Source organism: Pseudomonas sp. LF-5, assembly GCF_037626295.1.
Lineage (GTDB): Bacteria > Pseudomonadota > Gammaproteobacteria > Pseudomonadales > Pseudomonadaceae > Aquipseudomonas > Aquipseudomonas monsensis.
Window position 1 is genome coordinate 1510363 of sequence record NZ_JARKMT010000001.1, and the last position, 14880, is coordinate 1525242.

A 14880-nucleotide genomic window follows, 5' to 3' on the forward strand; every position below is an offset into this window, starting at 1 on the left:
CATGGAAATAGAAGAGTTCGGCTACAAACAGGAGTTGAAACGTAGCCTGACACTGACCGACCTGGTGGTGTACGGGATGATCTTCATGATCCCCATCGCCCCGTTCGGCGTGTATGGCTACGTCAATGCCGAGGCGCCCGGGATGGTGCCGCTGGCCTACATCATCGGCATGGTGGCAATGCTGTTCACCGCGTTGAGCTACGGCAGCATGGCCAAGGCTTTTCCGATCGCCGGCTCGGTATATTCCTACGCACAGCGCGGCCTCAATCAACACGTCGGGTTCATTGCCGGCTGGCTGATGCTGCTCGATTACCTGCTGATTCCGCCACTGCTCTACGTCTATGCAGCAATGGCGCTCAATCACCTGTACCCCGACATTCCGAAAGTCGGCTTCATTCTGGCGTTCCTGGTCAGCGCCACCTTCGTCAACCTGCGCGGCATCACCTTCACCGCACGGATGAACATCATCTTCCTGCTGGCGCAACTGGTGGTGCTGGGGATTTTCTTGTTCTACGCCTGGAACGCCCTGCACCACGGCGGCGGCAACGGCGAGCTGACCCTGGCGCCGCTGTATCACCCGGAAACGTTCAACTTCGCCCTGCTGATGCAAGCGGTGTCGATTGCGGTGCTGTCGTTCCTCGGCTTCGATGCGATTTCCACCCTCGCGGAAGAAATCAAGGGCGATCCGGGCAAAAGCGTCGGCAAAGCGGCGCTGATCACATTGCTGGTGATGGGGGTGATTTTCGTCGCACAGACCTGGATCGCCACCGATCTGGCAGCAGGCATGGGCTTCAAGTCCGCCGACACCGCGTTCTATGAAATCGCCGAAATCGCCGCCGGCAGCTGGCTGGCGACCCTGACCGGGGTGGCGACCGCGCTGGCCTGGGGCGTCGCGGTGGCAATCACCTCGCAAGCCGCGGTCTCGCGCCTGCTGTTCGGCATGGCCCGCGACGGCAAGTTGCCGAAAGTGCTGGCCAAGGTGCACCCGACACACAACACGCCGTACCTGAGCATTTATCTGGTGGCGGTGCTGTCGCTGGTGATCTGCTACCTGTTCATCAACTCGGTCGACACCCTGACCTCGCTGGTCAACTTCGGCGCGCTAAGTGGCTTCATGCTGCTGCACCTGACGGTGATCAACTACTACTGGCGTCGGCAAAAGTCCGGTCAGGTCGTGCGTCACCTGATCTGTCCGGTGATCGGCTTCATCATCGTCGCGGCCATCATGTACAACATGGGCGTCGATGCGCAGAAACTCGGCCTGATCTGGATCGCTCTGGGCCTGGTGTACCTGTTCTTCCTCAACAAGCTCGGCGCCAGTACCGCGCTGCCTGACCCGAGCAACGGCTGACAAGAAAAAGAGCGGCGTCTGACAACAGATCAGGCGACCGCCGATTTAACGCGTGGACACCGACAGTGATAGTCAGGTTCGGCGAATTCGCCGGACCTTTTGATACAGGAGTACATCCATGCTGGTCTTACGCTCAGTGGAACCCGGCGACCTGCCGCAGTTGCAACAATTGGCGCGCGATAGCTTGGTCGGCGTCACGTCGCTGCCGGACGACAGTGAACGCCTGCGCGATAAAATCGCCGCGTCCTGCGCCTCGTTTGCCAGCGAGGCCACGGCACCGGGGCCGGAAAACTACTTCTTCGTGCTCGAAGACCTCGACAGTCAACGCCTGCTCGGCTGCTCGGAGATCCTCGCCACCGCCGGTTTCAAGGAACCCTTCTACAGTCTGCGCAACCGCCACTTCACCAGTGCCTCGCGGGAGTTGAACATCGAGCACGGTGTACCGGCGCTGTCGCTGTGCCACGACCTCAACGATCACACCCTGTTGCGCGGTTTTCATATCGACGCGGAACTGGTGCGCACGCCGTTTTCCGAGTTGCTGTCGCGAGCACGCCTGCTGTTCATCGCCGCCCACGCGCCGCGCTTCGCCGAAGCGGTGATCACCGAAATCGTCGGCTACAGCGACGAGAACGGCCACTCGCCGTTCTGGGATGCGCTGGGCAAACATTTTTTCGACCTGCCCTACGTCGAAGCGGAGCGCCTGTGCGGATTGCAAAGCCGCACGTTCCTCGCCGAACTGATGCCGCAATATCCGATCTACGTGCCGATGCTGCCGCCCGCCGCACAGCAATGCATTGGCCGCATTCACCCGGACGGCCAGGAAGCGTTCGACATTCTTGAGCGCGAAGGTTTTGAAACCAACAGCTACATCGACCTGTTCGATGCCGGCCCGACCCTGTATGCACGCACGGCGAACATCCAGTCGATCGCCCGCAGCCAGACGCTTGAAGTGCAGCAACAGGCGCACATTGATGCGCGCGGCGGTTACCTGCTGAGCAACGACTCGCTGCACGGCTACCGGGCGATTGTCGCCGAACTGGATTATCGCCCCGATCAACCGCTGGCCCTCACCCCGGCAATATGTGCGGCGCTGAATGTGACCGACGGCAGCCTGATCCGCCTGATTGCCCTGTGAACCGCGCCCGGTCTCGCACCCAACGACAGTGCCCGAGCAGGCGCGCAGAAGGAGTTACAGCATGATTGTCCGCCCGGTTAAAGTCAGCGACTTGCCAGCCTTGATGACACTGGTGCAACAGGCCGGCCCGGGGTTTACCACCCTGCCGGCCAACGAAGAGCGTCTGGCCCACCGGGTACGCTGGGCGCAACGGGCGTTTGCCGAACAGGTGGAACGTGCCGACGCCGACTACCTGTTCGTGCTCGAAGACGACGACCTGCGCGTGGTCGGTGTCAGCGCCTTGACCGGGGCCGTGGGCCTGCGCGAACCCTGGTACAACTATCGGGTCGGGCTGACAGTCAGTTCGGCCCCGGACCTGGGCATTCAGCGGCAGATTCCGACGCTGTTCCTCAACAACGAACTGACCGGCCAGTCGGAGCTGTGCTCCTTGTTTCTGGGGCATGACCACCGTCAGGGCAGCAATGGCCGCCTGCTGTCGTTGGGGCGCTTGTTGTTCGTTGCCGAGTTCCCGCACCTGTTCGGCGAAAAAATGATTGCCGAACTGCGCGGCAGCGCCGATGAACAGGGCTGTTCGCCGTTCTGGGACAGTCTGGGCCGGCACTTCTTCCAGATGGACTTCAGCCATGCCGACCACTTGTCGGGGCTGGGCAACAAGTCGTTCATTGCCGAACTGATGCCACGTCAGCCGTTGTACACCTGCCTGCTCACCGAACAGGCGCAAGCGGCCATCGGTCAGGCGCACCCCAACACCGAACCGGCACTGAAAATCCTCCAGGCCGAGGGGTTCGCCCATAAGGGCTATATCGACATTTTCGACGGTGGCCCGGTGATCGAAGCGCCAGTGCGCAGCATTCGCACCGTGCGCGACAGCCTGGAGCTGACCCTGAGCCTCGGCACCCCGGACGAGCAGGCGCCGCTGTGGCTGATCCACAACCGTCGCCTGGAAAACTGCCGCATCACCGTCGCGCGGGCCCGTCGGGTCGGCAGCAGCCTGGTGATCGACCGCCTCACCGCCAAACGCCTGCAACTGCAACCGGGCAATTCAGTGCGCGCAGTGATGCTGCCCAATCAACAGCAGCAGGCGGTCGCGGCCTGAATCGTCATCTGCCAGGAGATTCCCTGTGGCGAGGGAATTGATCCCGGTTCGACTGCACAGCATTAGCAGAATCTCGAAATACGACAGGTTTGAAGAAGGCAGGTGATTGGCTCAGGGGCCGCTTCGCCGCCCATCGGGGATAAATCCCCTCGCCACCGATCAATCAGGTATCCACAGGTAAATCCCCTCCTATAGCGTTGATCGCTGATGAATCCTTTCAGCGCAGAATCCCCCCTCCCAGGTCACCCTCGCAAATTCGTCATGATCCTTGACCCATTCGCGTGATAGCCTTTTCATCCTTCGGCGTTGACACATTTGCTCAAGCCTTCCATTCCTTTGTATTGGTGGAACTCGTATGACCCGGCTTTCCCATCAAGATTTGCGCCGTAGTTTCCGTCAGCTGCTGGCTTCCGACACCTGCTACCACACGGCTTCGGTGTTCGACCCGATGTCCGCCCGCATCGCCGCTGACCTAGGTTTTGAAGTGGGGATTCTTGGCGGTTCCGTGGCGTCGTTGCAGGTGCTGGGCGCTCCGGACTTTGCCCTGATCACCCTCAGCGAGTTCGCCGAACAGGCCACCCGCATCGGCCGCGTCGCCCAATTGCCGGTGATCGCCGACGCCGACCACGGCTACGGCAACGCCCTCAACGTGATGCGCACCATCGTCGAACTGGAACGCGCCGGCGTCGCCGCCCTGACCATCGAAGACACCCTGCTGCCCGCACAATTCGGGCGCAAATCCACCGACCTGATCACGGTCGCCGAAGGCGTCGGCAAAATCCGTGCGGCGCTGGAAGCCCGGGTCGATTCGGAAATGGCGATCATCGCCCGCACCAATGCCGGCATTCTGCCCAATCAGGAAATCATCAGCCGCACCAAGCAGTATCAGGCGGCGGGCGCCGACGGGATTTGCATGGTCGGGGTTCAGGATTTCGATCAGCTCGAGCAGATTGCCGAGCATTTGACCGTGCCGCTGATGCTGGTCACCTATGGCAACCCGGCGCTGCGCGACGACAAACGTCTGGCCGAGCTCGGTGTGCGCGTGACCATTGATGGGCATGGCGCTTACTTTGCGGCGATCAAGGCGACCTACGACAGCCTGCGCGAACAGCGGCAGATCTTCACCCAGGCATCAGACCTGAGCGCGACCGAGCTGACGCACACCTATACCCAGCCTGAGGAATACATTCTCTGGGCCAAGGAATACATGAGCGTCAAGGAGTGATGCACACGCTTTACCGGCCCTTTCGCAAGCAGGCTCGCTCACACATTTGATCGGTGTCGAACACGAATATTGTGTTCACCCAAGATCCACTGTGGGAGCGAGCCTGCTCGCGAAGGCGTCGGCCGCTACACCGCTAAACCGGCGTCTTGTAAGCCTCCTCCCGCTGCACCGCCCGCGCCTGAATCACATCCAGAATCGCACAGCCCTCGCGCATCAACAGATGCACCGCGCTGGTCACCCGCGTCAGATCACAATCGGAAATGCCCTTGAGATTAAGACTGGCAAAGGTGTCGGCCAGATCGCGCACGACCACAAACCGGTGCATCGCACAGGCGGCCATGTCGCTGAGTTCTGAGTGGGTGTTGAGGAAGAGCACCGGGGATTCGGCGTCGTAGGTGTCGATGGGGAGGAAGCGGGGCATTACTTGGTCGGTCATAGAGTTCACTCCAAAAGGGTCAGGTTCTGTATTCGACCGGCCAAGATCGTTGCAGAGTTTTCTGCGAGCCGGGACTATAAGAGCCGCGCTCAACAGCCGCAATGAGCGCTTCTGTCGGACTTTTCGGTATTTTTTGTACGCCGTTCGCGACTTCCATTTTTCCCACAAAAGCCCCTCACCCTAGCCCTCTCCCAGAGGGAGAGGGGACTGATTGGGGGATGCTTGGGAGCTACGCCGACTTGTGACACCGCGCTGAATCCGGTTTTGAATTCAAATGGATCTTTCAGGTCGCCGTGTTAATCACAAACAACACGGTCAATCCTCTCCCGGGGGAGAGGGAACTGATTGGGGGTTGCTCTGGATCTACGCCGACGTGAGAGACCGCATTGAATGCAAATTTGCATTCAACTTGATCTGCCGGTTGCCACATGGACCACAAACAACACGGTCAGTCCCCTCTCCCTCTGGGAGAGGGTTAGGGTGAGGGCAAATGCACCTGACACCCCTCCCGCATCAGTCACACCACAAACCCACTCACCGCGGCTTGGAGAGCTCCATGATCATCCGCGACAACAGATAAATCCGCGGCGCCACGCTCGCCACTTCGGCGTACTCCTCCGGCGTGTGAATGTTGCCGCCGACAATCCCGAAACCATCCAGTGTCGGCGTACCCACCCCGGCCGACAGGCTGGCATCCGCCGCGCCACCGCTGCCCTCCTCGGTCAGTTTGCGGCCGATCTCGCCGTAAATCCCCTGGGCCATCGCCATCAGGCGATCCGACTCGGGCGTCTGCGGCATTGGCGGCAAACCGCGCTGGAGTGAAGTCTTCACTTCGGTGTCAGCAATCAACTTGTCCTGCGACACCCGGGCCAGATCCTTCTCGATGCGGTCGAACTCTTCCGGCACCGCCGCGCGCACGTCAGCCTTGGCCGTGGCCTGATCCGGGATCACGTTGGTGCGGTCACCGGCCTTGAGCACGGTGAAGTTGATGGTGGTTTTCTTCTCCTCATCGCCGAGTTTGCCCAGTTGCAGAATCTGGTGCGCCGCCTCCATCGCCGCGTTACGCCCCAGTTCCGGGGCGACGCCGGCGTGCGCGGCTTTGCCCTTGACCTCAACCAGCGCCGTCGCGCTGCCCTTGCGCCATACCACCAGGCCATCCGCCGGACGCCCTGGCTCGAGATTGAGGGTCACGTCGTGTTCCTTGGCAGTTTTTTTGATCAGGTCGGTGGCGACGTCCGAGCCGGTTTCTTCGCTGGCATCGAGCAGGAAGGTGATTTGCGCGTAATCCTTGAAGTCGAGGTTCTTCAGCACCTTCAGCGCATAGATCCCGGCGACAATGCCGCCCTTGTCGTCCATCACCCCCGGCCCGTAGGCGCGACCGTCCTTGATGTGGAACGGCCGTTCGGCGGCGGAGCCTTCCTTGAACACCGTGTCCATGTGCGCCATCAGCAGGATTTTTGCCTTGCCGGTGCCCTTCAGGGTAGCGAGCACGTGACTGGATTTTTCCGGGGTGTTCGGCACCCGTTCGATCGTGGCGCCAAGCTTCTTCAGCTCATCGACGGCAATGTCGCTGACTTGCTTGAGCCCCGGCTCGTAGCCGGAGTCGATATTGACCAGACGTTCCAACAGCTTCAGGGCTTCGGGCTGGTATTGCTCGGCGTCGGCGAGCACCTGTTTGTGCGGTTCGGCGGACGCCACGGCGGCCGAGAGCGTGAGAGACAGGCCGAGGCTGGCAGCCAGCAGAGAGCGGGAAAATGAGCGCGTCATGAATCAATCCTTGTTTCGCGTCGGGGGTGGATTGAAACCGTACCCGACATTGACGCAAGGCTCTACACCCAATACGACGCTGACCTGGCCGACCGCACCCGAAACCTGTGGCCGCTAGCTGGCCTGCCAGCGTCTACAGGATCAGTCGCAAGCGGCTCAGACCGAGTCGAGCTGCGGTTGCTTCGGCAGGCTCTCGCAATTGCAGATCACCCGATTGCGGCCACTGGCCTTGGCTTCATACAAGGCCTGATCGGCATCATTGAGCCACCGCGTCGCGTCGGCATGCGCGGGATCGTACGCCGCCAGGCCGATACTCAAACTGACCTTCAACGCCGGGTTCTGCTCATAGCCAAGAACGGCAAAGCGCTCGCGCAGCGCCTCCATGGCTTGCGCCGCGTTGAACAGCGGCAGCTCCGGAAGAATCACGCAGAACTCGTCCCCGCCGTAGCGCCCGGCGACATCGGTGGCGCGCAGGTTCTGCTTGAGCATCTTGCTCAACTGGCGCAGCACGATGTCACCGGCGACATGCCCGTAGGTGTCGTTGATCGCCTTGAAATGGTCGATGTCGATCAGCGCGATCGCCGCGCCCTGTTTCTGCCGCTTGCAACGCTGAAAAGCGATCTCCAGTTGATCCTTCCAGGCGCCGTGATTGAGCAGTCCGGTGAGGCTGTCAGTACGACTCAGCGCGAGCAACTCACGTTTATGCAGGCCGAGGGTGTAGGCCTGGCGAAAACAGATCCAGCCCAGTGCCAACGGGTACAGCAGCAATAACGGGAAACACGCGTACATCTGCGCGGGTGAGGTTTGCGGAATGAATGCCGGCGCGAAAACCACCAGGCTGACGGCGACCCCGAGCAACTGCGCCGCGGAGCCCGCCAATAGAAAGCGTGAACCTCCGATAGCGACGTTGTTCATCGCCATCATCGAAATGGTCGTTGCCGTGGGCAGCGGATTGAAATGCATGGCAGCGACCCAGAAGCCGCCAAGAAAGGCGTCGATCAACAGGTTGCGGTGTTCGGCGTGGAAAGGCACCTCGGCGCGGCGCGCCCATTGAAAGGCCAGATGCGGCCAGATCAGGCCATTGAACAGCATCAACGCCCAGACCCACAGCGGCGGATCGAGGGCTTGCATCGCCACGGACACGCAGAGAAGCCCAAGCAACAGCCCGAGGATTCGCGACGTGTAAAGCCTCCTGGCCAATGAAAGTCCCTTTCCTCCCGTTTTTCCCATAAGGGCCTCGACCACTCGACGGAACCTGCACACCGTAGGACGGATGTGTTGGGAGTCTATCAGGGCAACGTTAAATAGCCATCACCGGCCAGCGGGCTGAATAGAGCGACATTACCGCTGCGCACAGTGCAAATATTTGGCTATACATGAAAGGAGGAAAACGAAAAAACAACTATAAGAAGGAGCCCCATGCACACCTACCACGTGTTGATCATCGGCAGCGGTTTCGGCGGCCAGTGCGCGGCGGTCAACCTGCTCAAGGCCGGGATCGACGATTTTCGCCTGCTGGAGCGCCGGGACTTCTTCGGCGGCACCTGGTGTCAGAACACCTACCCCGGCGCCGCGGTGGACGTGCCATCGCCGCTGTATTCGCTGTCGTTCGCCTCTTACCGCTGGTCGCAGATGTTCGCCGAACAGGCCGAGCTGCACCGCTACACCGAGCACGTGATCGACCGGTTCGGCCTGCGTGAGCGGGTGGAGTTGCAAGCCAATGTCGAGCGTGTCGAATGGGACGACGAGCAAAAACGCTGGGCCGTTCATACCGGCGCCAAGGGCACGTTCCATGCGCAATTCCTCATCAATGCGACCGGCCCGCTGAGCCAACCGGTGATCCCACATATCCCCGGCCAGGAGCGCTTTCAGGGCAAGACCTTTCACACCAATAATTGGGATCATGACTACGACTATCGCGGTAAACGCGTGGCCATCGTCGGCAGCGGCGCCAGCGCGGTGCAGGTGATTCCGGCGATTGCCCCCGACGTCGCGCAACTGCACGTGTTCCAGCGCACGCCGCATTGGGTACTGCCTCGCGCCGATCGTCTGTTCGGGCCGCTGCAACGCTGGCTGCTGGGTGTGAAACCGGCCTACAAGCTGTTGCGCTGGTTGATTTACTGGCAGTTCGAAACGCGGGTGATCGCGTTCAAATATTCGAGACCGGCCATCCGCATGGTCCAGTGTCAGGCCTTGCGTCTGCTGGAACGCCAGGTGCGCGACCCGGCGCTGCGGAAAAAGCTCACACCGGACTTCACCATCGGCTGCAAACGCGTGCTGCTTTCCAACACCTATTACCCGGCGTTGACCCGGCCCAACGTGACGCTGCACACCCGCGAACAAAGCATCACTTCGCTCGACGAGCGCGGCATCAACACGCAGGACGGCCAGCACATCGAGGTCGATCTGATCATCTGGTCGACCGGTTACGACGCCACCGACGGGGTGATTTCCTACCCGGTCAGCGGAAAAAACGCCGTGCAACTCAGAGATGTCTGGGCCCAATACCCACGCGCCTACCTCGGCACCAGCCTGCCCGACTTTCCCAACCTGTTTATCGTCACCGGGCCGAACACCGGCATCGGCCACACCTCGGCGCTGTTCATCATCGAGTCGCAGATGAACTACATCCTCGACTGCATCCGCACCGTGCAAGCCAAAGGCCTGCGCAGCATCGAAGTGCGCCCGGAAGCGGAACGTACCTACACTGAGATGATCCACCGGGAAATGGAACGCACGGTGTGGAAGTCCGGTGGCTGCCACAGTTGGTATCAAAGCAAGAGCGGTCATGTGATCGCAATGTTTCCCGGCTTCAGTTTCAGCTATCACCGCTTGACCCGGGCGCTGAAACCGGCCGACCACATTCTGTCCTGAACACGTAAAAGGAAGACGTCGATGCTTTTGCTGTTTGTCGCCCTAGCGGTTTTCGTGGCCTGGAGCTGGTTGAGTTATCCGGCGGTCGGTCATTGGCTGTATGACCTGAACATGGCCGTCGAGGCCAAACTGTACAAGCTGCACAAGATCGAAGTGCCGATCGCCGAGATGACCGTTTCGACCTGGCAAGGCGGGCCCTATGAAGCGGCCAGCGCCATCCTCATGCTGCACGGCTATAGCGCCGACAAGAATCTGTGGTTGCGCTTCTCCCGGCACTTCGTGCGCCAGTATCGGGTGATCATTCCGGATCTGGCCGGCCACGGTGAAACCGGCTTCAAGGCTGGCGGCGGCTATGACATCGCGGTGCAGGCCAAGCGCATGATCCAACTGCTCGATGTCTGCGGCGTGGAGAAAGTCCATGTAATCGGCAACTCGATGGGCGGTTACATCGCGGCGTGGCTGGCGGCAACTTACCCGGACCGGATCGCCTCGCTGGCGTTGATCGACCCGGCCGGCGTCACGGCCCCGGAGGCCAGCGACATGGAGCGCCATCTGGCCCGTGGGCACAACCCGTTCCTGATCAATTCCCGGGAGGACTTCCAGCGTTTCTACGCGATGACCATGGCGTCGCCGCCGTGGGTGCCGAAGCTGGTGCTGGATGCCATTGCTCAGCGCTACGAACAGCAACGCGATGAACTGGAGGAGATCTTCCGCGATTTCCGCGCCAGTGAACCGATGGAGCCGAAACTGGCTGACATCAAATGTCCGTCTCTGCTGCTCTGGGGGCGCAAGGACCGGCTGATCGACGTCAGCAGTGTGCCGGTGTGGAGCAAGGGCATCGCCAATCTGCGCGTGGAGGTGTGGGATCACGTCGGGCATATGCCGATGGTCGAACAACCGGGGAACACCGCGCGGTTGTATCGGGAATTCCTCGGCAACCAACGATGATCAGCAGGCCCCATCCGCCCCCTGTAGTGAAGGAACGTGCTCCCGCCGGGCTGCGCAGCAGGCCCACAGTTGACGGCGGGTTGCACCCGACAGTCTGTGTTGGCTGGATCAGGCCCGTTTTGCGCCCCAGCGCGAGCAAACGACTTCGCCACAGGGGTGCCCCTCTCTTACAAAGGTTGCGGGACTGAGATGAACATTCTGTATGACGAGCGCCTCGACGGGCCCTTGCCCGAGGTGAACAAGGCCAGGGTTCTCGAAGCCTTGCAACGCGCCGTGCCCGATCTCGACATTCTCTGGCGCGACGACGAACTCAAGCCCTACGAATGCGATGGCCTCTCGGCTTACCGCACCACGCCGATGCTGGTCGCCCTGCCCCGGCGTCTCGATCAGGTGCAGAGCCTGCTCAAACTCTGTCATCAGCACCAGGTCCCGGTGGTCGCTCGCGGCGCCGGCACCGGATTGTCCGGCGGCGCCCTGCCGCTGGAAAAAGGCCTGTTGCTGGTGATGGCACGCTTCAACAACATCCTGCACATCGACCCCGCCGCACGTACCGCACGGGTTCAGCCCGGTGTGCGCAATCTGGCGATCTCCCAGGCTGCGGCACCGTTCGGCCTGTATTACGCGCCGGACCCGTCTTCGCAAATCGCCTGTTCCATCGGTGGCAACGTCGCTGAAAACGCCGGCGGCGTGCATTGCCTGAAATACGGTCTGACCGTGCACAACCTGCTGAAAATCGAAGTGCTGACCATCGAAGGCGAGCGCCTGACACTGGGCAGCGACGCCCTCGATTCAGCGGGTTTCGATTTGCTGGCGCTATTCACCGGCTCTGAAGGTTTACTGGGCATCATCACCGAAGTCACGGTCAAATTGCTGCCAAAGCCTCAGGTTGCCAAGGTGCTGCTGGCCAGTTTCGACTCGGTCGACAAGGCCGGCCGTGCGGTGGCCGACATCATCGCGGCGGGGATCATTCCTGGCGGTCTGGAGATGATGGACAACCTGGCGATTCGTGCCGCCGAGGACTTCATCCACGCCGGTTATCCGGTCGATGCCGAAGCCATTCTGTTGTGCGAACTCGACGGCGTCGAAGCCGATGTCCACGACGATTGTCAGCGGGTGCGCGACGTCATGACCGAGGCCGGCGCCATCGAAGTGCGCCAGGCCCGTGACGAGGCCGAGCGCGTGCGCTTCTGGGCCGGGCGCAAGAACGCCTTCCCCGCCATCGGTCGCCTGTCACCGGACTATTACTGCATGGACGGCACCATTCCGCGCCGCGAATTGCCCGGCGTTCTGCAAGGGATCGCGCGCCTCGGCGAAGAATATGGCTTGCGCGTGGCCAACGTGTTCCATGCTGGCGACGGCAACATGCATCCGCTGATTCTGTTCGATGCCAACCAGCCGGGGGAACTGCACCGCGCCGAAGCCCTGGGCGGGAAAATTCTCGAACTGTGCGTACAGGTCGGCGGCAGCATCACGGGTGAACACGGCGTCGGCCGCGAAAAAATCAATCAGATGTGCGCACAGTTCAACAGCGACGAACTGAGCCTGTTCCACGCCGTAAAAGCCGCGTTCGATCCACAAGGCCTGCTCAATCCCGGCAAAAACATTCCGACCCTGCATCGCTGTGCCGAATTCGGAGCGATGCATATTCACGCCGGGCAACTGCCCTTCCCCGAACTGGAGCGCTTCTGATGGCTGACTGCGATGCCGCCAATGCGTTGCTCGAGCAGGTCAACGAGGCCCGGGCCAACGCCACGCCGCTGAAAATTCAGGGTGCTAACAGCAAAGCCTTTCTCGGGCGCGAAGTGGCCGGTGAAGTGCTCGACACCCGCGCCCATCGCGGCATCGTGCGTTATGAGCCGACCGAACTGGTGGTCAGCGTGCGCGCCGGTACGCCGTTGTCGGAACTGCTCGCAGCACTGGAAGCGGCCGGGCAGATGTTGCCCTGTGAACCTCCGGCGTTCGGCGAAGGCGCGACGGTCGGCGGCATGATCGCCACCGGGTTGTCCGGGCCGCGACGCCCCTGGTCCGGCTCGGTGCGGGATTTTGTCCTCGGCACCCGGGTGATCACCGGCCTCGGCCAGCACCTGCGCTTTGGCGGCGAAGTGATGAAAAACGTCGCCGGTTATGACCTGTCACGCCTGATGGCCGGCAGTTTCGGTTGCCTTGGCGTGCTCACCGAAGTCTCGCTGAAAGTCCTGCCCAAACCGCGCCAGTGCTTGAGCATCCGCCTCGATATCGACTGCGCGCGGGCGCTGGCCAATCTGGCCGAATGGGGCCAGCAACCGCTGCCGATCAGCGCCGCCTGCCACGATGGCGAGAGTCTTTATCTGCGTCTTGAAGGCGGCGAAGGTTCGGTGACGGCGGCGCATCAACGCCTCGGTGGCGAGCCACTGGATTCGGTGTTCTGGTGCGATCTGAATGAACAACGCCTGGCGTTTTTCAACGAAGGCCTGCCGCTGTGGCGCGTGTCCTTGCCGAACAACCTCGGCCCGCTGGAGCTGCCCGGCGAGCAACTGATCGACTGGGCCGGGGCGCAACGCTGGCTGAAATCCGACGTCGAGCACATTCATGTCCTCGCCCAGGCACTCGGCGGCCACGCGACGTGCTTCAGCCACGGCGCCAGCGAGTCGCCTTTCCAGCCATTGGCCCCGACACTGCTGCGCTATCACCGGCAACTCAAGGCGCAACTCGACCCGCAAGGGCTGTTCAACCCTGGCCGGATGTACGCGGAGTTCTAGCCATGCAAACCACCCTCAGCGAACAATCCCGACAGCTGCCCCGCGCCGCCGAGGCGGAAAAAATCCTCCGCACCTGCGTGCATTGTGGCTTTTGCAACGCCACATGCCCGACGTATCAATTGCTTGGCGATGAACTCGACGGCCCGCGCGGGCGCATCTACCTGATCAAGCAGGTACTCGAAGGCGCACCGGCCACCGCACAGACGCAACTGCATCTGGACCGCTGCCTGTCGTGCAGCAATTGCGAAACCACCTGTCCGTCCGGTGTCGACTACCACAACCTGCTCGACATCGGTCGCGCGGTGGTCGATCAGGCGGTGCCGCGCCCGGCTGCACAGCGGCTGCTGCGCGAGGGCCTGCGCGCACTGGCACCGAATCCGCGACTGTTCAAAGGCCTGCTACAGGTTGGCAGCACTTTTCGGCCGCTGCTGCCGCGGATCTTTGAAAGCAAGCTGCCGCAGCATCTGCCAACGTCCGGGGTGCGCCCCGCCCCACGGCATGCACGCCGGGTGTTGTTGCTCGAGGGTTGCGTACAGCCGGGGCTGTCGCCAAACACCAATGACGCCACCGCGCGGGTGCTCGACCGGCTCGGCATCAGCGTCACCCCTGTGGTCGAGGCAGGCTGTTGCGGCGCCCTCGACTATCACCTCGACGCCCAGGCCAAAGGCCTCGACCGTGCTCGGCAGAACATCGACGCCTGGTGGCCGCACCTGCAACCCGGCGTCGAAGCCATCGTGCAGACCGCCAGCGGTTGCGGCGCCTTCATCAAGGATTACGGGCATTTGCTGGAAAACGATCCGGCGTACGCGGACAAGGCGCGACTGATCAGCGAACGCACCCTGGATCTGGTGCAGATCCTTGCCGGTGAACCGCTGGAACAGGCCTGTGCCGCCAGCGAACGACGGATCGCCGTGCATTGTCCGTGCACCTTGCAGCACGCACTGAAACTCGGCGGCGCGGTGGAAGCACTGCTGACGCGCCTCGGCTTCAACCTCACTGCCGTGCCGGACGGTCATTTGTGCTGCGGTTCGGCAGGCACCTATTCGCTGACGCAACCGACAATCGCCCGACAACTGCGCGACAACCGGCTCAACGCATTGGAAAGCGGCCGCCCGCAGTTGATCGTCACCTCCAACATCGGTTGCCAGAGCCATCTGGCCAGCGCCGGTCGTACACCGGTAATGCACTGGATCGAACTGGTGGATCAGTCGTTGGCAGAATGAAGTTCGTAGGATTCTTCGTTTGCTCGCGTGCGAGAAGGCTGCGATCTTTTCCCTCATCCATTCCGTGACCGTGGCAGGAATTTTTTT

At 61.7% G+C, this 14880-nt stretch carries 12 protein-coding genes; 9 read left to right on the forward strand and 3 right to left on the reverse strand.

Annotated features, from left to right (window positions below; all coding sequences use genetic code 11):
- The first annotated feature begins 1 nt into the window (after position 1).
- From PseuLF5_RS06775 to PseuLF5_RS06790, 4 genes are all read left to right on the forward strand, one after another.
- Complete coding sequence (locus PseuLF5_RS06775) at positions 2-1351, forward strand: APC family permease (RefSeq protein ID WP_128615882.1); 1350 nt, start codon at positions 2-4, stop codon at positions 1349-1351.
- A gap of 118 nt (positions 1352-1469) precedes the next feature.
- The gene (locus PseuLF5_RS06780) at positions 1470-2486 is read left to right on the forward strand and encodes an arginine N-succinyltransferase (RefSeq protein WP_340133227.1); all 1017 of its coding nucleotides are present in this window, start codon (positions 1470-1472) and stop codon (positions 2484-2486) included.
- Between the two features lie 61 nt (positions 2487-2547).
- Positions 2548-3582, forward strand: coding sequence for an arginine N-succinyltransferase (astA, locus tag PseuLF5_RS06785; protein WP_123467572.1), 1035 nt, complete (start codon positions 2548-2550; stop codon positions 3580-3582).
- 355 nt (positions 3583-3937) lie between these two features.
- Positions 3938-4807, forward strand: coding sequence for an isocitrate lyase/PEP mutase family protein (locus tag PseuLF5_RS06790; protein ID WP_123467570.1), 870 nt, complete (start codon positions 3938-3940; stop codon positions 4805-4807).
- A 133-nt stretch (positions 4808-4940) separates the two neighbouring features.
- On the opposite strand, the gene PseuLF5_RS06795 is transcribed toward PseuLF5_RS06790, so the two are convergent.
- From PseuLF5_RS06795 to PseuLF5_RS06805, 3 genes are all read right to left on the reverse strand, one after another.
- Complete coding sequence (locus PseuLF5_RS06795; protein ID WP_123467568.1) at positions 4941-5243, reverse strand: hypothetical protein; 303 nt, start codon at positions 5241-5243, stop codon at positions 4941-4943.
- A gap of 534 nt (positions 5244-5777) precedes the next feature.
- The gene (locus PseuLF5_RS06800) at positions 5778-7010 is read right to left on the reverse strand and encodes a M20/M25/M40 family metallo-hydrolase (RefSeq protein WP_340133228.1); all 1233 of its coding nucleotides are present in this window, start codon (positions 7008-7010) and stop codon (positions 5778-5780) included.
- Between the two features lie 156 nt (positions 7011-7166).
- The gene (locus tag PseuLF5_RS06805; protein ID WP_340133229.1) at positions 7167-8240 is read right to left on the reverse strand and encodes a diguanylate cyclase; all 1074 of its coding nucleotides are present in this window, start codon (positions 8238-8240) and stop codon (positions 7167-7169) included.
- Between the two features lie 189 nt (positions 8241-8429).
- Between PseuLF5_RS06805 and PseuLF5_RS06810 the strand changes: the two genes are divergently transcribed.
- From PseuLF5_RS06810 to glcF, 5 genes are all read left to right on the forward strand, one after another.
- Positions 8430-9884: a flavin-containing monooxygenase gene (locus PseuLF5_RS06810; RefSeq protein WP_340133230.1), complete on the forward strand. Its 1455-nt coding sequence runs from the start codon at positions 8430-8432 to the stop codon at positions 9882-9884.
- A 21-nt stretch (positions 9885-9905) separates the two neighbouring features.
- Positions 9906-10832, forward strand: a complete 927-nt coding sequence (locus PseuLF5_RS06815; RefSeq protein ID WP_123467560.1) for an alpha/beta fold hydrolase — start codon at positions 9906-9908, stop codon at positions 10830-10832.
- Between the two features lie 189 nt (positions 10833-11021).
- A complete protein-coding gene (glcD, locus tag PseuLF5_RS06820) occupies positions 11022-12521 on the forward strand; it encodes a glycolate oxidase subunit GlcD (RefSeq protein WP_340133231.1) in 1500 nt (499 codons plus the stop codon).
- Positions 12521-13570, forward strand: a complete 1050-nt coding sequence (gene glcE / locus PseuLF5_RS06825; RefSeq protein ID WP_340133232.1) for a glycolate oxidase subunit GlcE — start codon at positions 12521-12523, stop codon at positions 13568-13570. Before glcD ends, glcE begins: the two co-directional genes overlap by 1 nt.
- Positions 13571-13572: 2 nt before the next feature.
- Entirely contained in the window at positions 13573-14793 is a 1221-nt protein-coding gene (gene glcF, locus PseuLF5_RS06830) for a glycolate oxidase subunit GlcF (protein ID WP_340133233.1), read from the forward strand.
- Positions 14794-14880 lie beyond the last annotated feature (87 nt).